15 protein-coding genes, 4 pseudogenes and 1 riboswitch are annotated in these 18,926 nt (G+C 64.3%); of the genes and pseudogenes, 12 read left to right on the top strand and 7 right to left on the bottom strand.

Features of this window, described 5'->3' with window-relative positions; translation table 11 throughout:
- Window positions 1–47 precede the first annotated feature (47 nt).
- From OU11_RS08645 to OU11_RS04585, 3 genes and pseudogenes are all read left to right on the top strand, one after another.
- Window positions 48–1,095: pseudogene (locus tag OU11_RS08645) on the top strand (LacI family DNA-binding transcriptional regulator).
- A gap of 467 nt (window positions 1,096–1,562) precedes the next feature.
- Window positions 1,563–2,895: pseudogene (locus OU11_RS08640) on the top strand (oligosaccharide MFS transporter).
- A 107-nt stretch (window positions 2,896–3,002) separates the two neighbouring features.
- Window positions 3,003–4,553 (top strand): glycoside hydrolase family 32 protein, encoded by a 1,551-nt coding sequence (locus OU11_RS04585; protein ID WP_033514762.1) that lies wholly within the window; start codon window positions 3,003–3,005, stop codon window positions 4,551–4,553.
- Between the two features lie 158 nt (window positions 4,554–4,711).
- On the opposite strand, the gene OU11_RS08800 is transcribed toward OU11_RS04585, so the two are convergent.
- The 5 genes and pseudogenes from OU11_RS08800 to thiM form a co-directional block, all read right to left on the bottom strand.
- Window positions 4,712–5,542, bottom strand: coding sequence for a hypothetical protein (locus OU11_RS08800; RefSeq protein WP_052122634.1), 831 nt, complete (start codon window positions 5,540–5,542; stop codon window positions 4,712–4,714).
- A gap of 111 nt (window positions 5,543–5,653) precedes the next feature.
- Window positions 5,654–6,064 (bottom strand): thiamine-binding protein, encoded by a 411-nt coding sequence (locus OU11_RS04575; RefSeq protein ID WP_052122632.1) that lies wholly within the window; start codon window positions 6,062–6,064, stop codon window positions 5,654–5,656.
- A 119-nt stretch (window positions 6,065–6,183) separates the two neighbouring features.
- Window positions 6,184–7,026, bottom strand: coding sequence for a bifunctional hydroxymethylpyrimidine kinase/phosphomethylpyrimidine kinase (thiD, locus tag OU11_RS09585; RefSeq protein ID WP_052122679.1), 843 nt, complete (start codon window positions 7,024–7,026; stop codon window positions 6,184–6,186).
- A 177-nt stretch (window positions 7,027–7,203) separates the two neighbouring features.
- Window positions 7,204–7,821 (bottom strand): annotated as a pseudogene (locus OU11_RS09580) (thiamine phosphate synthase); the annotation flags it as partial.
- Window positions 7,822–7,895: 74 nt separating this feature from the next.
- On the bottom strand, window positions 7,896–8,828 hold the full coding sequence (gene thiM, locus OU11_RS04565) for a hydroxyethylthiazole kinase (RefSeq protein ID WP_033514760.1): 933 nt from the start codon (window positions 8,826–8,828) through the stop codon (window positions 7,896–7,898).
- A riboswitch (TPP riboswitch) is annotated at window positions 8,824–8,926 on the bottom strand. Its footprint overlaps the gene before it by 5 nt.
- A 121-nt stretch (window positions 8,927–9,047) precedes the next feature.
- Here thiM and OU11_RS04560 point away from each other — a divergent pair.
- The 8 genes from OU11_RS04560 (at window position 9,048) to OU11_RS04525 (ending at window position 16,880) form a co-directional block, all read left to right on the top strand.
- On the top strand, window positions 9,048–10,565 hold the full coding sequence (locus tag OU11_RS04560; protein WP_033514758.1) for a glycine--tRNA ligase: 1,518 nt from the start codon (window positions 9,048–9,050) through the stop codon (window positions 10,563–10,565).
- Window positions 10,566–10,662: 97 nt separating this feature from the next.
- The gene (gene dusB / locus OU11_RS04555; protein WP_081963443.1) at window positions 10,663–11,892 is read left to right on the top strand and encodes a tRNA dihydrouridine synthase DusB; all 1,230 of its coding nucleotides are present in this window, start codon (window positions 10,663–10,665) and stop codon (window positions 11,890–11,892) included.
- Window positions 11,893–12,019: 127 nt separating this feature from the next.
- Window positions 12,020–13,222: a cell division protein FtsZ gene (gene ftsZ / locus OU11_RS04550; RefSeq protein ID WP_152597083.1), complete on the top strand. Its 1,203-nt coding sequence runs from the start codon at window positions 12,020–12,022 to the stop codon at window positions 13,220–13,222.
- A 29-nt stretch (window positions 13,223–13,251) separates the two neighbouring features.
- The gene (locus OU11_RS04545) at window positions 13,252–13,722 is read left to right on the top strand and encodes a cell division protein SepF (RefSeq protein WP_033514753.1); all 471 of its coding nucleotides are present in this window, start codon (window positions 13,252–13,254) and stop codon (window positions 13,720–13,722) included.
- Window positions 13,723–13,772: 50 nt separating this feature from the next.
- Window positions 13,773–14,054 carry a YggT family protein gene (locus OU11_RS04540; protein ID WP_033514750.1) on the top strand — a complete coding sequence of 94 codons (282 nt, stop codon included), beginning with the start codon at window positions 13,773–13,775 and terminating at the stop codon, window positions 14,052–14,054.
- Between the two features lie 97 nt (window positions 14,055–14,151).
- Complete coding sequence (locus OU11_RS04535; RefSeq protein ID WP_033514748.1) at window positions 14,152–15,426, top strand: DivIVA domain-containing protein; 1,275 nt, start codon at window positions 14,152–14,154, stop codon at window positions 15,424–15,426.
- 21 nt (window positions 15,427–15,447) lie between these two features.
- Window positions 15,448–15,963: a signal peptidase II gene (locus OU11_RS04530; RefSeq protein WP_033514746.1), complete on the top strand. Its 516-nt coding sequence runs from the start codon at window positions 15,448–15,450 to the stop codon at window positions 15,961–15,963.
- Window positions 15,960–16,880: an RluA family pseudouridine synthase gene (locus tag OU11_RS04525; RefSeq protein WP_033514744.1), complete on the top strand. Its 921-nt coding sequence runs from the start codon at window positions 15,960–15,962 to the stop codon at window positions 16,878–16,880. Before OU11_RS04530 ends, OU11_RS04525 begins: the two co-directional genes overlap by 4 nt.
- On the opposite strand, the gene OU11_RS04520 is transcribed toward OU11_RS04525, so the two are convergent.
- Entirely contained in the window at window positions 16,848–17,171 is a 324-nt protein-coding gene (locus OU11_RS04520; RefSeq protein ID WP_033514742.1) for a hypothetical protein, read from the bottom strand. The genes OU11_RS04525 and OU11_RS04520 overlap by 33 nt on opposite strands.
- A gap of 187 nt (window positions 17,172–17,358) precedes the next feature.
- Here OU11_RS04520 and OU11_RS04515 point away from each other — a divergent pair, with 187 nt between their 5' ends.
- Window positions 17,359–18,417: a helix-turn-helix transcriptional regulator gene (locus OU11_RS04515; RefSeq protein WP_033514740.1), complete on the top strand. Its 1,059-nt coding sequence runs from the start codon at window positions 17,359–17,361 to the stop codon at window positions 18,415–18,417.
- Between the two features lie 99 nt (window positions 18,418–18,516).
- Here OU11_RS04515 and OU11_RS04510 read toward each other — a convergent pair.
- A pseudogene (locus OU11_RS04510) lies at window positions 18,517–18,926 on the bottom strand (DnaA ATPase domain-containing protein); the annotation flags it as partial.

Raw genomic sequence — 18,926 nt, 5'->3', positions numbered from 1 at the left:
GCGTGCCGATGGAGGCATGGCGTGAAACGACGTGTATCGTTTGATGCATGACGACGATGAAGCAGGTTGCGCAGCAGGCGGGAGTATCGGTTTCCACTGTGTCGCTGGTGATGAATCACCGCGATGGGGGACGTGTCAAACCGGAGATCGCCGCGCGCGTGCGGAAGACTGCGGAGGAGCTGGGGTATCGCCCGAATCCGCTGGCCAGCAGCCTGCGCACCAGCCGGACCCGCATCCTAGGTTTCATCAGCGAGGAGGTCGCCACCACCCCGTACGCCGGCGGCATCATCCTGGGGGCGCAGGACGCGGCCAGCCGTCTGGGATACATGATGCTGACCGTGAGCACCGACGGCGAATCCAATGAGGCGGACGAGATCGCCGCGTTGAAGCGCTACGGTGTGGACGGCTTCATGTATGCGAAGATGTCGAACCGGATCACGCACGTGCCGGATTCCATGAAGGATTCTCCCGTGGTGCTGGTGGACGCCACTGACGCGGAGGGGCAGATTCCCAGCGTGGAACCGGACGAGATCATGATCGCCAAGGATGCCACGAACCGGCTGATCCAGGCCGGTTGCCGACGCATCGCCTATATCGGATGCGCCGAACCGATGATCGCCCAGGACCTGCGGAAGGAAGGAAGGATACCGGCAGGCGCTCGAGGAGGCCGGGATCGGATATGACGAGCGGCTCGTCGTCGACGTGCTGAACAACCGGCCCGCATTGAACGAGGTCCGCGAGCTATTCGACCGCGAGAACCCGGACGGCTTCTTCTGCTTCAACGACGCACGGTCGTGGCCCGTTTATGAATGTGCGGCGCGCAAGGGGTTGACGGTCGGCAGGGATATCTCGGTGGTCGGCGTGGACAACCATCGCGTCATCGCCGAAACGTTCTCCCCGCAACTGACCACGGTGGAGCTTCCGCATTACGAGATGGGGTACTGGGCGGCGTGCAAGCTGGTGTCGATGATCGAGAACCGTTCGCTCGACGACGTGCCGATGCCGAAGACGAACGCCCCGATTCCCCCGTTGGATTCCCCGATTCCGGCGAAGATCCACTGCACCCTCATCGAAAAGGAATCCGTGGTTCGCTGAGCGCCGCCGGACATGGTGGATGGGCGAGCAGGAGAGCGGCGCGCGGTCCGCTGGGCGCCGGCGGAGCGTGTGACGCAAACTGGAAACAGACAGATTCAGTCGTTCCGTCCGCTGTCCGCCGGCGGAGTGTGCACTGGCATATCCATGGATGCCGGTGGGTGTGATCCGACCTGTCCGGATGGGGTCGCCGATTCACTGCCGTGTAAGCGGCGACACGCCGGTTTGTGTCATCCCGGGAATCGAGTAACCGCAGTATTTCAATCGTTTGACGAGGTGCTGCGCGCGTATAGCTAAAATCGTTTGACGTAAAACGATTGACGTTCTATGATGGCAATCACGATCCATCCGGACGGCACGGCAGCCAACCGGCGGATCCGTCGCAAAGGAACTGCGGCACAATCGAATACAAGGCAAAGGAAACGCGACGGGCGCACGGCAGCGGCCGTCGATAGAGAAAAGAGATACACATGGCAAGTGCATCACGTTCTGCGTGGAGGAACCCCTCCTATCTGCAGAGCTCCTTCGGTATCTTCATGTTCTTCTGCTCGTGGGGCATCTGGTGGTCGTTCTTCTCCAGGTGGCTGCTTGACCCGGAGAAGGGCTTGGGCATGACCGCGGCCGAACAGGGGCAGATCTACTCCATCAACTCTCTGGCCACGCTGATCATCATGTTCGTCTACGGCGTGATCCAGGACCAGCTGGGCATCAAGCGCAAGCTCGTCATCGTCATATCGATCATCGCCGCGCTGGTCGGACCGTTCGCGCAGTTCGTCTACTCGCCGATGCTCACCGCCGGCGGCACCACCCGCTTCATGGGCGTCCTGCTCGGCTCGGTCGTGCTGTCCGCGGGCTTCATGTCCGGCTGCTCGCTGGTCGAGGCGCTCACCGAGCGCTACAGCCGCAAGTTCGGCTTCGAATACGGCCAGTCCCGCGCCTGGGGCTCCTTCGGCTACGCCATCGTGGCTCTCGTCGCCGGACACACCTTCAACATCAACCCGCTGATTAACTTCTGGATCGGCTCCGCCTGCGGCCTGGGCATGCTGCTCGTCTACCTGTTCTGGGTGCCGTCCGAGCAGAAGGCCGAGCTCAAGAAGGAGGCCGATTCCACCGAGCGCACCAACCCGTCGCTCAAGGAGATGGTGTCCGTGCTCGGCATGCCGACCCTGTGGGTGCTCATCGTCTTCATGATCTTCACGAACACCTTCTACACCGTGTTCGACCAGCAGATGTTCCCGACCTACTACTCGAGCCTGTTCCCGACCACCGAGATTGGCGACGCCACCTATGGCACGCTCAACGGCTTCCAGGTCTTCCTCGAGTCCGCCATGATGGGCGTGGTCCCGATCATCATGCGCAAGATCGGCGTGCGCAACTCCCTGCTGCTCGGCGCGTTCGTGATGTGCGCCCGCATCGGCCTGTGCGGCGCGTTCCATGACCCGATCTCCGTGTCGATCGTCAAGCTGTTCCATTCCATCGAGGTGCCGCTGTTCTGTCTGCCGGCGTTCCGTTACTTCACGCTGCACTTCGACACCAAGCTCTCCGCCACGCTGTACATGGTCGGCTTCCAGATCGCCTCCCAGGTCGGCCAGGTGGTGCTGTCCGTGCCGCTGGGCGCCCTGCATGACGCGATGGGCGACCGCCCGACCTTCTTCACGATCTCCGCAATCGTACTCGTCGCCCTGATCTACGGCTTCTTCGTCATCAAGAAGGACGACCAGCAAGAAGGACGACCAGCAGGTCGGCGGCGACCCGTTCTACACCGACAAGCAGCTCAAGGCCATGGAAGCCGCCAAGGCCTGACAACGCGGCGGGGCGGCCGAGCCGTCGGCGACGTCGCCCCGCCGTCTCCCAGTTCTTCCGTAACACAGCCATCGAACACCACCAAGTAATCAGAAAGGCACGCAACGATGAGTGACTTCACTCCCACCCTCACCCCGATCGCCGACCATGACGCCGAACTGGCCAAGGCCGAACTCGGCATCGCCAAGCTTGCGGCATCCCGCAACGACCGCTGGTACCCCAAGTTCCACATCGCCTCCAACGGCGGCTGGATCAACGATCCTAACGGTCTGTGCTTCTACAAGGGCCGCTGGCACGTCTTCTACCAGCTGCACCCGTACAGCACCGTCTGGGGTCCGATGCACTGGGGACATGTCTCCAGCGAGGACATGGTCACCTGGCGCCGCGAACCGGTCGCCATGGCGCCGAGCCTCGAACAGGAGAAGGACGGCGTGTTCTCCGGATCGGCCGTCATCGGCGACGACGGCAAGCTCCGCTTCTACTACACCGGCCACCGCTGGGCCAACGGCGTGGACAACACCGGCGGCGAATGGCAGGTGCAGCTCATGGCCGTGCCGGACGACGACGAGATCACGCACGTCACCAAGCTCGGCATGGTCGTCGATTGCCCGCGCGAGAAGGTCCACTGGCACTTCCGCGACCCGAAGGTCTGGAAGACCGGCGACACCTGGTACATGATCCACGGCGTCTCCTCCGCCGACCAGCGTGGCCAGATGTGGCTGTACACCTCCGAGGACATGGTCGAATGGACGTTCAAGACCGTGCTGTTCGAGCATCCGGATTCGGACGTGTTCATGCTCGAATGCCCCGACTTCTTCCCGCTCAAGGACAAGGACGGCAACGAGAAGTGGGTGATCTGCTTCTCCGCCATGGGCTCCAAGCCGAACGGTTTCATGAACCGCAACGCCAACAACGCTGGATACATGATCGGCACATGGGAACCGGGCGGCCAGTTCCAGCCCGAAACCGAATTCCGCCTGTGGGACTGGGGCCACAACTACTACGCCCCGCAGTCCTTCGACACCGAGGACGGTCGGCGCATCATGTACGGCTGGATGAGCCCGTTCGGCTACAAGTACGCGATGGCCGACGACGGTTGGTGCGGCCAGCTGACCCTGCCTCGCGAGGTGTTCCTCGGCGATGACGGCGACGTGCATACCGTGCCGGTGCCTGAACTGGAGGGACTGCGCGAGGACACGTATGACCATGGCGTGATCGACCTGGCCGCCGGCGAGGAACGGGTGCTCAGCGACGATGCCGAGGCCGTGGAGATCGAGATGGCGATCGACCTGAAGGCCACCACGGCGGAACGTTGCGGGCTCAAGGTTCATGCCACCGAGGACGGCGGCTACGTCTACGTGGCGTATGACGCGCAGCTCGGCCGCGTGGTGCTCGACCGGCAGGCCGGCCACGGCACCGACGGCGGCTACCGCGCCGCCCCGCTGGATGCCGCGGAGCTGGCGGCCGACGCCCTCACGCTGCGGGTGTTCGTGGACCGCGGTTCGGTGGAGGTCTACGTCAATGATGGCCACCAGGTGCTGAGCTCGTACAACTTCCCGGTCGAGGGGCCGCGTGCGGTCAAGCTGGTCAGCGAGTCCGGCGCGCTCAAAGCCACGGGCGTGACGCTTCACCACCTGAAGTCCAACGGATTGGAGTAATCGCCTCAGCCATTCTTCTTCGTGAAGCCTAGTTGCATGCAAACGGTCCGCAACGTTCCCATTCTATGGGTGGCGTTGCGGGCCGCTTGCGTTGTGGCACGGAATAGCTGATATGCGACTTCGCCGGGTTCCGTGTCACTGCTCGAAGGGCTGGAACGCTAGCGTGCCCGTGACCGGCGGATGCCTGCTGCGATGAGATAGGCGAGGATCGTAATGACGGCGAAGGGAGCGATATACATCAGGAACGCATCCCATTGCGGGCCATGGCCGTGGGCGGTTTGGCTGACGACCGTGAATTCCGCTACCAGCGCGACCTCGGCGACGATGCATGCGACGGGAATCCAGTGGCCGGGCTTGCCCGCGTATCCGGCGACGGCTGCGATGATGAGGGTGACCAGCGGCATAAGAATCATGTGGAACAGGCCGGTGGCAAAACCGACGTAATCGACACAACGCACGCATATCGCCAGCGCAACGACCGCAACGACCGCAATCCAGCATCCGGTCAACATGGGATGCCCCGCAATCCAACGGGCAGGACGGGCGAACGGTGTGTGTTGCGTCCACGCATATGCCGCCGCAAGAATTCGGCGGATGAGCAGCCATCCGATTAGATAGGGCAGGAACGCAACAACGGCATAGAACACCAGCGGCAGCATGATACAGAGCGCAATATCCGCCACGGTCCCGTTGAGCGTGCCGCTGACCAGTTCGAGTGCGACAAATGCGATGGTGGTTATGGCGGTGGCTGCGATGGGGAATGCGAGGTCGCTAGTTCGCATCGCGCCGACCAGCAGACAGCAGGTGGCCAACCCGATTGACCACCATACGATGGCCGGTTGCAGCCAGAATGGTGCGGAAGTAACCGAAGCACTCCAATCGATTGCACTCAGCGAAGCGATGCCGATCACCACCAGCATGTAGGCGGACAGCGCCACCAGACCGATGGCGTGCGTACGGTTCCATGTCAGTATATGCCGGGTGCCCATGGTGTCTCCTCTTCACAGGGAACCGCGCCCTTGCGGTTCTCTCCCTCCATGATACGGCTCGGGGGGGGGGTAACGCGCAAGGGCATACTGCGAGGTGTCTGCCCTTGCCGACTAATTGGACAGGAGCTCGTCCACCAGTTTCGATTTCTCGGTCAGCTGGCCGCTGAAGCCCGGGCGGATGTCAAGCTTCAGGGTCACACCGGTGCGGTAGCCCTGCTCGGCGAGCTTCATCGTGGCATCGCGCACCACGCGCAGCACGTCGTCCAGATCGCCTTCGATGTTGGTGAACATCGCGTTCGTCTCGTTCGGCAGACCGGAATCGCGGATTACCGCCACGGCCTGAGAGACGTATTCGCTGAGCTCCGCGCCTACGCCGCTGGGGGCGATGGCTACAGCCGCCACCGTGTTGATATACGGCTTGCCGGTTTCGGGATTGACCGGCACCTCCTGCCGGACTGCGTTGCGGTCCGGCGTCGTCGCGGCGGCGGATACGGTGTTGGATTGAGCGGGTGTTGTGGTCATAGTGGCGACGGTACTCCTTGTGTGCAAGTTGGGCGGTATGGGTGTTCACAACAATGGCCGGTGGTTCAGACGGCGGCAGTGGGCGCACCGCGGGCTGCCGCCGTCTGAACCGAACGATGTCAGCGCCAACGCCAGGCGTGGTCCATCGGGCCGGAACCGCGTCCCAGGTCGAGCTGTTCGGCCAGCGCGCCGGTCAGATAATCCTTGGCGCTGCGTACCGCCTGCGGCAGCGTCTCGCCGAGCGCCAGATGGGAGGCGATCGCCGAGGACAGCGTGCAGCCGGTGCCGTGCGTATTCGGGTTGTCGATACGCGGGCTGGCGAACCAGGTGGCGGTGCCGTCCGGCTCCACCAGCACGTCGTTGGCGTCCTTGACGCCATGCCCGCCTTTGACGAGCACGGCGCAGCCGAAGTGTTCGGCCAGTGTGCGGCCCGCCATCTCCATATCCGCTTCGGTACGAATCCCTGCGCTGAGCAGCCGAGCGGCAGGGGCGTCATCCGCCGACGAACGCTCCTGCAGGGCCTGCTCCAGCAGCGCCTCGGTTTCGGGCATGTTCGGCGTGATGACCGTGGCCAGCGGGAACAGTTTGGAGGTCAGTGCGGCGACGGCATCGTCGTCGATGAGTTTGGCGCCGGAGGTGGCCACCATCACCGGATCGAGTACGATGTTCCGCGCTTGGTGTGCGGACAGACGTTCGGCGATCGTTTCGATCAGGTCGGCGCTGGACACCATCCCGATCTTGACCGCCATCGGCGGGATGTCCTCGAACACCGCGTCGACTTGTTCCGCCAGCACGCGGGGCTCGGCGTTCTGCACGTCGCACACGCCGGTGGTGTTCTGTGCGGTCAGCGAGGTGATGGCGGACATGCCGAACACGCCGTTGGCCATCATCGTCTTCAGGTCGGCCTGAATGCCCGCGCCGCCCGAGGAATCCGAGCCGGCGACCGTGAGCACCGGAGGCAGCCCGTGCGGCTGCTTGGTCCGCCAATGCGGCAGGAACGGGATCGAGGAGGATGCCGTGGGGGCGGCGATGCCGGCTGCCGCGTATCCGTGACGTTGTTCGCCGCGGATTGCGGTCCATGCCGAGATGAGCTGTCGGGTGGCCGATTCCGGATCATCCGCCGCGGCGATCGCGGACACCACGAACCAGCCGGCCGCCGTGGTGCGGGCGAGTGCGGGGATGTCGTCGGTATGGACGCCGCCTCCGACCACTACGGGGTATCGGCTGGCGTCGCATAGCGACTGCGCTCCGGCGATGCCGAGCGCGTGCTTGGTACCGTCCGCCTCGACGGCCGCCGCCTCCGGTTTGGTCGCCGTATAGTGCAGCGGGCCGGCGCCGATGTAGTCGACGACCCCGTCCGGCAGGGCATTGGCCGTGGCGATGTGTTGCAGGGTTTCCGCGGACAGGCCGATGATCGCGTCCGGGCCGAGCATCGCGCGCGCCTGCTCGGGCATCATGTCGTCCTGTCCGATATGCACGCCGTCGATCTTGATGCCGAGCTGCCGGCATTGCCAGGCCACGTCGGTGCGGTCGTCGATGACGAACGCCACGGTATCCGCCTTGCCGGCGGAGTCGATGACGTTGGCGATGGCGCGGGCCATGTCGGTCAGTTCGCGGGCATCGGCGTGCTTGGCGCGCAGTTGGACGAAGGTCGCGCCGCCGCGCAGCGCCGCGGCCACCACGTCGGTCACCGGACGGCCTTTGGTGTCGTCGGGGCCGACGACGAAGTAGGCGCGCAGATCGAAACACTCACGCATCGTGGGATAGGGGAAGCGGTTCATCGTTGATTCCTTCCGTCTTGGCCGGCCGACATCGGCCGGACCGTGGTATGTCACTGCAGAATGGTGGAGTCGGCGATCTGTTCGGCGGTCACGTTCCACAACGCATCCAGGAATTCGGTCTGGAACGAGCCGGGGCCGTGGGCGGCGGCTTCGGCGATCTCGCCGGCGCGGTTGAAGTGCAGCGAAGCGGCCATCGCCGCGGTCAGCGGGTCGGCGACGGCCAGATAAGTGCCGACCACGCCGCCGAGCGAGCAGCCGGCGCCGGTGATCTTGGTCATCAGCGCGCTGCCGCCGGGCAGCCGGTAATCGTGCGTGCCGTCGGTGACGAAATCGATGGCGCCGGATACGGCGACCGCACCCTGTCCATTGGGCGAATGGGCGGCGAGGTGGCGGGCGAGGCGGCGGGCCGCGGGAATCGCGGAATCCACCTCGTCGACGGATTCCACGCCGGCCGGACGGGTCGCGTCATCCGCGGCGGCGTCCGCGTCGGCCAGCCCCCACATGCGGTCGAGCACGATGATCTCACTGGCGTTGCCGCGCACGACGGTCGGCGGCACATCGCGGAACGATTCCAGGATGGCGGTGCGCGTGGCGCCGAGTCCGGCCGCCACGGGGTCGAGCACCCACGGCCTGCCCTGTTCGTGGAGGCCTTGGGCGATGTCCGTCAACGCGTCCTTATAGAACGGCAGCAGCGTTCCGACGTTGATGTAGGTGGCGCCGCAGATGGCGGCGATATCCAGTACGTCGTCCGGCAGGAAACTCATCGCGGCGGTGCCGCCGACGGCCAGCTGGGCGTTGGCCACCAGATTGATAGTGACGAAGTTCGTGAACGATTGCGCCAGCGGCGTGGTGTCGCGGACGGTGCGGACCGCGTCGGCGATGCGCGTGCGCAGCGGATGGTCGGACGGCAGATTGCCGGGTTGCGCCCCGTCGAAGGCGGACACGGATGCTGCGGATGATGCGACGGACGAGTCGATGCTCATAGCTATCACTGCTCCCTACGATGGTCTTAACCAACAGGTTCAAAGGGTCGGGCTCGTGGCCCATCTCAACCCCGTGCGGGGTTCCCCTGCATGTCGGTTCCGACGCTACGCCGCCAAGCGGACAATCCCGGCATAAAGCGGCGGTCCGGGCTGTCAGCGTCTATCGGTATCCTGAGGTCTTTGACAAGACCCCAAACCGTTCAAACCAGAAGGTGCATTGTGGCTGCAAGCAAACTCGATGAAGTGGTATCCCTCGCGAAGCGTCGCGGATTCGTCTTCCCCGCCGGAGAAATCTACGGCGGCACCCGTTCCGCCTGGGATTACGGCCCGCTCGGCGTGGCACTCAAGGACAACATCAAGCGCGAATGGTGGCGCTCGATGGTCGTGACCCGCGGCGACGTGGTGGGCGTGGACACCTCGGTGATCCTGCCTCCGGCCGTGTGGGTGGCCTCCGGACACGTCTCCGTGTTCAACGACCCGCTGATCGAATGCCTGAACTGCCATAAGCGCCACCGTGCCGACAAGCTCGAGGAGTCCTTCGCCGAGAAGCACGGCCATGAGCCGGAGAACGGCCTGAAGGACATCGTGTGCCCGGACTGCGGCACCAAGGGCAACTGGACCGAGCCGCGCGACTTCAACATGATGCTGCGCACGCATCTGGGCCCGGTGGAGGACGAGAACAGCCTGCACTACCTGCGCCCCGAAACCGCGCAGGGCATCTTCGTGGACTTCAAGAACGTGATGACCTCCTCGCGTTCCAAGCCGCCGTTCGGCATCGCGAACATGGGCAAGAGCTTCCGCAACGAGATCACCCCGGGCAACTTCATCTTCCGCACCCGCGAGTTCGAGCAGATGGAGATGGAGTTCTTCGTGGTGCCCGGCACCGACGAGGAATGGCACCAGTACTGGATCGACACCCGCACCCGCTGGTACACCGATCTGGGCATCAACCCGGAGAACCTGCGCCATTACGAGCATCCGAAGGAGAAGCTGAGCCACTACTCCAAGCGCACCGTGGACATCGAATACCGCTTCGGGTTCCAGGGTTCCGAGTGGGGCGAGCTGGAGGGCATCGCCAACCGCACCGACTTCGACCTGACCGCGCATCAGAACCACTCCGGCGAGGACCTGAGCTACTTCAACCAGGCCACCGGCGAGCGGTTCATCCCGTACGTCATCGAGCCGGCCGCCGGTCTGACCCGTTCCCTCATGGCGTTCCTGGTGGACGCCTACGACGTGGATGAGGCCCCGAACACCAAGGGCGGCGTGGACAAGCGCACCGTGCTGCGTCTGGACCCGCGCCTGGCCCCGGTCAAGGCCGCGGTGCTGCCGCTGTCCAAGAAGCCGGAGCTGCAGGCCATCGCCCAGGATCTGGCCGCCGACCTGCGCCAGCATGATTGGATGATCGACTACGATGAGGCCGGCGCCATCGGCCGCCGCTACCGCCGTGAGGACGAGATCGGCACCCCGCTGTGCGTGACCGTGGACTTCGACACGATCGAGGATCACGCCGTGACGATCCGCGAGCGTGACACGATGGCCCAGGAGCGCGTCAGCCTGGACAAGGTGGCCGACTATGTGGCCGAACGCGTGGGCGAGAAGCGCGTGCGCTACCCGCAGGGCCCGGTTTCCATCGTGGGCACCAAGGCCGCGGACGGCGGCGTGGACGTGGCCAAGGAGCAGGGCGTCGACGAGAGCGAGCCGGTGAAGGTCGCCGAGGCGGGCGGCCAGTACTGAGCCGGTTCCACGGTATCGACAACGCATCGACGGGACCCAGGACGGCATGTGGCCGGTCTGGGTCCCGTTGCCGTGAACAAGGGATGGGAATCCGCATATGGCAGAGGAAACCGTGATCGATTGCTCCGACGAGACCGCTTCGGTGGACCCTCGCACGGATCTGAGGCCGACCGAGGCCGTACATATGCCGCCGTTGGACTTGGGGCCGGTGCATGTCGAGACCCCGGTGATGCTCTCGCCGATGGCGGGCGTGACCAACTGGCCGTTCCGCGTGCTGTGCGAGGAGTACGGCCCGGATGGGCTGTACGTGGCCGAGATGATTACGGCCCGCGCGTTGGTGGCGCGCAATCCCAAGGCGTTGCGGCTGTGCCGCTTCGCGCCGGGGGAAAAGATCCGGTCGCTGCAGCTGTACGGGGTGAACCCGGCGATCGTCGAGCAGGCGGCGCGCATCGTGGTCGACGAGAACATGGCCGATCACGTGGACCTGAATTTCGGCTGTCCGGTGCCCAAGGTCACGCGCCGCGGCGGCGGTTCCGCCCTGCCGTGGAAGACCGATCTGTTCCGTGAGATCATCCAGCGGGTGGTGCGCGTCTGCGACGAGGCGAACATCCCCGTCACCGCGAAGATCCGTGTCGGCATCGACCACGACCATGAGACCTTCCATGAGGCGGGGCGTATCGCGCAGGAGGAGGGGTGCAAGGCCGTGACCCTGCACGCCCGCACCACCGCCGAATACTATGGGGGCCACTCCGACTGGTCGCGCATCGGCGAATTGGTGAGCGAACTGGATATCCCGGTGTTCGGCAACGGCGACATCTGGGGTGCCGACGACGCGCTGGCGATGGTTGAGCAGACCGGTTGCGCCGGCGTGGCCATCGGGCGCGGCTGCCAGGGCAGGCCGTGGCTGTTCGCGGACATCAAACACGCCTTCGCCGGTAGCGATGAGCGCACGAATCCCACGTTGGGCGAGGTCGGACGCATCATCGTGCGTCATGCCGGGCTGCTCACCGAGTTCTATGACGGCGATGAGCGGATGGCGGTGCACGACCTGCGCAAACATGTGGCGTGGTATCTCAAGGGATTCCCCGTCGGGGGAGCGACCCGTCGCGCGTTCATGGAATGCGAATCTCTGGCCGACGTGGAGCGGGAGGTGGCCTGTCTGGACCAGGACGCCCCGTATCCGGAACGTGTGGTGGACAAGCCGCGCGGGCGGGTGCGCTTCCAGAAGAAGGTGCATCTGCCGTATGGGTGGCTGGATTCCCGGGCCACCACGCATGAGGAGCGGGAGGCGTTGTTCGGCGACGATCCGATGGACGCCAGCTACTGATTGCGGGCGGTTTCCCCGCGCGTGTCGGGGGAGTTGTCAAAAAGCGGTACACGCCTTAAGAATCTGCTGCGAATGTCAACCCGACTGCGTTAAAGTTATGCCTAACCGTGAGTGACAGGAGACTATGGTGAGCGAGATCGCCCAGACTGAGTTCAACGACAAGACTAACATCAAGGTCGTCGGTGTCGGCGGCGCCGGCGGCAACGCCGTCAACCGCATGATCGCCGAGGGCCTGCAGAGTGTGGAATTCGTGGCCGTCAACACCGATGCCAAGGATCTGCTGCGTTCCGATGCGGATGTGAAGATCTCCCTGGGGGACAACCAGAACCGTGGTCTCGGCGCGGGTGCCGATCCGGAGCGCGGCATGAAGGCCGCCCAGGACCATCAGTCCGATATCGAGGAGGCCCTCAAGGGTGCCGACATGGTGTTCGTCACCTGTGGCGAGGGCGGCGGCACCGGTACCGGCGCAAGCCCGATCGTGGCCCGTGCGGCGCATCAGCAGGGTGCTCTGACCATTGCGGTGGTCACGCGTCCGTTCGCCTTCGAGGGGCCGCAGCGTGCCAACAAGGCGGAGCTGGGCATCGAAAACCTGCGCAAGGAGGTCGACGCGCTGATCGTCATTCCGAACGATCGTCTGCTGGAGCTGTCGGATCGCTCCATCGGCATCGTCGACGCGTTCAAGACCGCGGATAGCGCGTTGATGGCCGGTGTCCGCGGCATCACCGATCTGATCACGATGAATTCGTACATCCATGTCGACTTCGCCGATGTGACCGCCATTCTGCGTGGCGCCGGCACCGCGCTGTTCGGCATCGGCTCCGCCCGTGGCGAGGATCGTGCCACCCAGGCGGCGGAGATCGCCATCAGCTCGCCGCTGATCGAGGAGAGCATCGAGGGCGCTCACGGCGCGCTGATCAACATCGCAGGTCCGAGCGACATCGGTCTGCAGGAGGCGGCTGCGGCCACTCAGCTGGTGCGCGACGCCATCCATCCCGAGGCCCAGATCATCTGGGGCCTGGCGCTCGACGATTCGTATGGCGACGAGGTTCGCGTCACCGTCATCGCCGCTGGGTTCGACGCCACGTCGAAGAAGCAGGAGAAGGAGGATCCCGTCGTGCTCGCCCCGGCCGTCGCCGCGGCCCAGCCGTCGCCGGTGCCCTCCGCGGCCGCCCAGCAGCCTGCCGAGCCGGTCCAGCAGCCGGAGCGGACCGCCAGCTTCACCCCCTCCGCCGGCGACGCCGCGTCCCAGTCCTTCGACGAGACCGGCGAACACGACGTTATCCCGTCCAACGATCCGGGCGATCTCGATATCCCCGATTTCCTGCGCTGAACTGACGGAATGTGGTGAAAGGAACCGCGATGGCTGGGTTTATGAAGAGTGCGATGTCCTACCTGGGCATGACGGACGTCGTTGACGACGACGATCCGATTCTCGACGAGGAACCTGCCGAGTCGTCGTTCGATTCGGACCATTCGGTCACCCCGATGTCGTCGGCCGCGCAGCCGACGACGGGCGCCACGGCGCGGGAGTCGTCCACCAGCCCGTTCCCGGGCCGGGTCAGCCGTATCACGACGATTCACCCGAAGACCTATGACGAGGCGCAGCTGGTCGGGCGCGCGCTGCGTGACGGCGTGCCGGTGGTGCTCAACCTGACCGGCGTTCCGGAGGCCGTGGCCTACCGCATCGTCGATTTCTCAGCTGGCGTGGTGTTTGGCGTTCGAGGGTCGATCGAGCGGGTGACTCCGCGCGTGTTCCTGCTGAGCCCGGCGAACATCAAGGTCGACGAGCCCCAGACGACCAAGTCGGCTCACGATCTGTTCGCGGACTGACGTTCATTTCGTTCTCAGCATGTCCCCGGCCCACTTGGTAGGCTGGGGACATGCTGTTATTTGTCCTTGGACGGATCGTCGATTGGCTGATCGGCGCGTACATCACGGTTCTGCTGATTCGCATGGTGCTCGATTGGGTGGCTGTGCTGGCGCCGCGCTGGCGTCCGCGTGGTGTGGTCTGGTCTCTGATCAACGCGGTCTATCGGCTCACCGATCCGCCGCTGCGGTGGCTGAGGCGCTATATTCCGCCGATTCCGATGGGTCCCATCTATTTTGATGTCAGCTTCATCGTGCTGTATTTCATCCTGATCGTGCTTCAGGTTCTCCTTTAGCGCCCCCTTGGATGGCGTGCTGAACAGGGGGCGTGCTAGCATCGAACATTGAATACGTACATAGCGGGGCACTATGCCTGAAGCGAGGTGCAATTTTATGGCTCTGTTGACGCCGAAGGATATTAGGGAGCATACCTTCCGGACCGTTCGACTGAAGGAAGGCTATGATGTCGACGAGGTCGACGACTTCCTGGATCAGGTGACCGAGACTGTCGAGGCATTGGGCCGTCAGGCCATGCAGAGCAGCCAGGCCACCCAGTCGCTTGGACCGGATGTCGCCAGCCTGAACACCAAGATCTCGGAGCTGACCGCGCAGGTGCAGTCGTTGCAGTCCGAGAACGAGCGTCTGAAGGTTTCCGCCTCCGGCGATCAGGCCGCCCAGGTGGACGCCTCCAAGCTGACCGAGGCCCAGGAGAGCAACCGTGCGCTGTCCGCTCAGAATGAGCAGCTGAAGGGCCAGGTCGATCGTCTGAGCGCTCAGGTCGATCAGCTGACCGCCCAGGCCGCCCAGGCCTCCGGGAACGAGGACGTCGCCGCGCAGCTGGCCTCCGTGCAGCGTGAGCGCGACGAGTTCCGCACCCGCGCCGAGAATCTCTCCCGTCAGCTGGCCGCCGCCCAGCAGCAGGTCGGTTCCGCCTCCCAGCAGGTGGACCAGCTGCGCGAGGTCACCCGCAAGCTTGAGGAATCCCAGGCCCGCGAGGCCCAGCTGCGCGAGCAGCTCGCCAAGGTGGAGCCGAGCACCGAGACCGGCAGCCTGCAGAAGATCGCCGGTGCCGCCGCCACGGGCACGACTGAGCCGGAGCGCGCAACCGCCATGCTGACGCTGGCCATGCAGCTGCACGATCAGTATGTCGATAAGGGCAAGGCCAAGGCCAAGGAGATCACCGACACCGCGCAGAGCCGATACGAGGAGACCGTCGCGAAGGCGAACGACTACTCCACCCGTACCCGTTCCGAGGCGGACGAGTACAGCCAGCGCGTCCATGCCGACGCCGACGCCTACTCGGATCAGACCCGTTCCGAGGCCGACAGCTATGCGGTCAAGACCCGTCAGGATGCCGACACCTACATGCAGACCAAGCATGCGGAAGGCGACCAGTACGCCGAGTCCAAGCATCAGTCCGCCGACCAGTACGAGGCCGAGGTCCAGCGCCGTGCCGCCGAATACGACACGCAGACCCGCAGCTCTGCCGACACGTATGCCCAGGAGGTTCGCAACAACCTCGAGAACCAGAGCAAGGTCATCGAGGGCAACATCCAGAGCCTGAAGCACTTCGAGACCGAGTACCGCGCCCGTCTGACCGAGTTCCTCGGCCAGCTGGTGTCGCAGATCTCGGACACGAACAACTTCGACAAGGTCGAGCAGAACTGACCTGATCGGGGTTGACGTTCTATGACTAACGGTCAACAAAGACGGCTGCGCGTGCGCGTAGCCGTCTTTGCATGTATTACGGTTGTCGGGCTCGCGCTGGACCAGGGGACCAAACTGTGGGCGCAGGCCGCGTTGGAGGGCGCCGGTACGGTGCCGGTGATCCCCGGGCTGCTGTCGTTCACGCTGGTGCATAACCCGGGCATGTCGCTGGGCCTGTTCTCCTCGGCCACATGGGTTATCTCGCTGCTGGCCCTGGTGGCCTGCGTCCTGCTGTGTGTCGCGGCGATCAGAACGATTTCGATGGCGTGGACCATCGTGCTGTCCGTGGCATTCTCCGGGGCGTTGGGCAACCTGATCGACCGCGTGGCGTATGCGGATGGATTCCTGAACGGCAAGGTCGTGGATTTCCTGAACTACGGATGGTCCGTGGGGAATGTGGCCGACATCTTCCTGGTGGGGGCCGGCGTGGCGGTGGTCGTGCTGCTGATGATGGGGGTTCCGTTCAGCCGTTCGGATCTTGAACAGGAGCGGCGATGACCCATCTGGCACCGGCTCCCGACGCGCTGATCGGCAAACGGTTCGACGTTGCCGTGGCCAAGATGTTGGGTATTTCACGAGCGAAGGCGTCCGAACTGGTCGCCAGCGGACAGGCGCGCATATTGGGGCGTGACGTGTCCAAATCGGGAATACTGCAGACCGGTGACATGGTGGAGTTCGACCTGCAGGAGGAACGGCGCGACCCCGAGCCGATCGCCGACGACATGGGCGTGGCCTACGAGGATGACGACATCATCGTGGTGGACAAGCCGGTCGGCGTGGCCGCGCACGCCTCGGTGGGATGGACCGGGCCGACCGTATTGGGCAGTCTGCTGGACCGCGGGGTGCATATCACCTCATACGGCGCGCCGGGGCGTCAGGGGATCGTGAGCCGCCTGGACGTAGGCACCTCCGGGCTGATGCTGGTGTGCAAGTCCGAGCTGGCGTACAAGGAGATGCGGCGGCAGTTCTCCGAGCACGAGGTGGTCAAGACCTACCACGCGCTGGTGCAAGGGAACCTGAAGGAGGACAAGGCCACCATCGACGCGCCAATCGGGCGCGCCAAGGTGTCCGATTTCCGTTTCACCGTGACGCCCGCCGGCAAGGAGGCCGTCACGCATTGGGATGTGATGGAGCGGTTCGGCGAAGCCACGCTGGTCAGTGTGAACCTGGAGACCGGGCGTACCCATCAGATCCGTGTGCACTTCTCGTCGATCGGGCATCCGCTGGTCGGAGATCCGATGTATGGCGCGAACCCGGTGATGGCGGCCGAGCTGGGGCTGGAACGCCAGTGGCTGCACGCCGTGCAGCTGGAATTCCGGCATCCCCGCACGCATGTATGGACCACCGTCACGTCGCGGTATCCCGCCGATCTGGACCACGCCCTAGAGCAGTTGCGTGGCCAGCACGCCGAGTAGCGGCACCGCGCCCACGGTGATGGCGTACACCGCCATCCAACGGCCTCGCGAACGGCGGCAGAGCGCGATGATACCCAAGACGAGGGCGACCGCTGCCGTGATAACCGTGAGCCAGCCGGTTGCCAGCAACGACACCAGGAGCAGGGCGCCCAACGGTGAGTATTCACTGCAGAACAACGCCCACGTCTGCAGCGCCGTGCCCAATATCCCGAGCGTCGTGCACACGGCCGCCACCGAGGCCGCTACGGCGATGGTATCCGGCTCGTCGGGTGGTGCTTGTTGTCTGGTCATGATGCTGACGGTAGGCGGGGTATGGCGCCGGGGTCCAGATGGGTTGGGCAATGTGGTCGAACGATGCCGGTTATCCACATGTCCGGCGTGTTATCCACCGGCATGAGGTCTGCATGTGTCGGCCGGAATGCGGCGGGCGCGGTGCCATGGCTAAGATGAGGATAGGCATCGAGTCCGGGAGGGCGGCATGGTAGGAAGGAAAACACGCAGCACCAACGAGATTCTGGTGGACATCCTGAACGAATTGGCCGAGCACACCGACTCGGAACATGGCTTGACGGTCAAGGAATTGAGCAATCGGGTGGGGGCGACCGAGAAAACGGTGCATGCCCACCTGCAGTTGTTGGAGACCCAACGGCCTATGGGGCGGACGGTTCGGCGTCTGACCGCGGCCGACATGCGTCAGGCGGACAGTGCCGATGCGTGCCCCGGATGGTGCATGGAACCTGCGATCGACGTGGCCGAGCTGCGTCTGTTCGGCGACGGGTTGGCGCTGTCCCGCATCGATGAGGCGTATGCACGGGAGTCCTATGGCCGGTTGCGTGCCCTTGCGGGATTCGCCGGCGCGCATTCACAGGGGTTGAAGAACATACGCGTGCCCAGGCCGTACAATCGCGAGTTCCTGTCGAATGTCGAGAATCTTGACGAGGCCATCAGCGGGAAACGTGTGGTGTCCTTCCGGATGTGCGATTACGCGGTGGACGGCAGCCTGACGTTGCGTATCAATCCGGAAAGCGGCAAGCCGCGGGAATACCGTGCCGACCCGTATCAGATGACGTACCGCAACGGCATGTACTACCTGCTGTGCCATATGCATGGCAAGAACGGTGTGGCGTTCGCGCATGTCGACAGGATTCGGGACCTGCGGATCGTGGAGGGCCTGCGGCAGGAGTGCCCGTTGGAGCAGCTGCGCGCATCGGACGGTTCGCCGTTCTCGCTGGCCGATTATCTGGCGGAACGCCTCTATCCGTGGACCGGTCAGGCCGAGGATATCCTGATGCATGTCGGCAGTCTGGCGTGCATCTATGACTGGTTCGAACGACCCTCGGTCAGCCGGGTGGATGCACACACGTATGAGGTTGCCGTGCGCGCGGACCCGCAGACCGTATTGTGGTGGGCCCTCCAATACGCCGATAACGTCGACATCGATATTCTGAAACCGCAGTCGCTGCGCGACGCCATGGCCGCCGTGGGCCGACGTCTGGTCGAGCGATACGGCAGCGACGCTGACGACGGTGCCGACTGATCGGATGTATGAGGTGGCAACTGTATGACTGAAGCGCTCGGAATGGGATGGTACTATTCCGAGCGCTTCGGTTTGCGTGGTGCGCTAGGCCATGATGCTGAGTTCCCGTTTGGCGAACTGGGACGTGATACGTTGCCCGGTGAGCGTGGCGATGACGCTGAGGCGGATGAGCGAGCCTTTGAGCGTGCGGATATCATCGGGGTAACGTTCAACGAGCATATCGATGGCGTCGTCGGGAACGTCGTATCCATACATGGCGGATGTCATACGCAGGATTGCCGTTCTGGTTTCGAGCGATGGCGTATTGAGCCCCACCACGATGCCGGACTGCAACCGGCTGATCAGGCGTGCTCCGAATCCTTTGAGGTTTTTGGGTGCGACGTTGCTGGCGATGACGATGCGTTTGTTGGCCTGGTAGAGGCTGTTGAAGGTGTGGAAGAACTGTTCGAGGGTGTGGAAGAACTGTTCGAGGGTGGCCTCCTTGCCGCCGAGGAACTGGATGTCGTCGA

Source organism: Bifidobacterium pullorum DSM 20433 (assembly GCF_000771405.1).
In the GTDB taxonomy this organism is placed as follows: domain Bacteria; phylum Actinomycetota; class Actinomycetes; order Actinomycetales; family Bifidobacteriaceae; genus Bifidobacterium; species Bifidobacterium pullorum.
The sequence above is the reverse complement of the archived record's forward strand: the minus strand, read 5'-3'. Positions and strand labels throughout refer to the sequence as shown.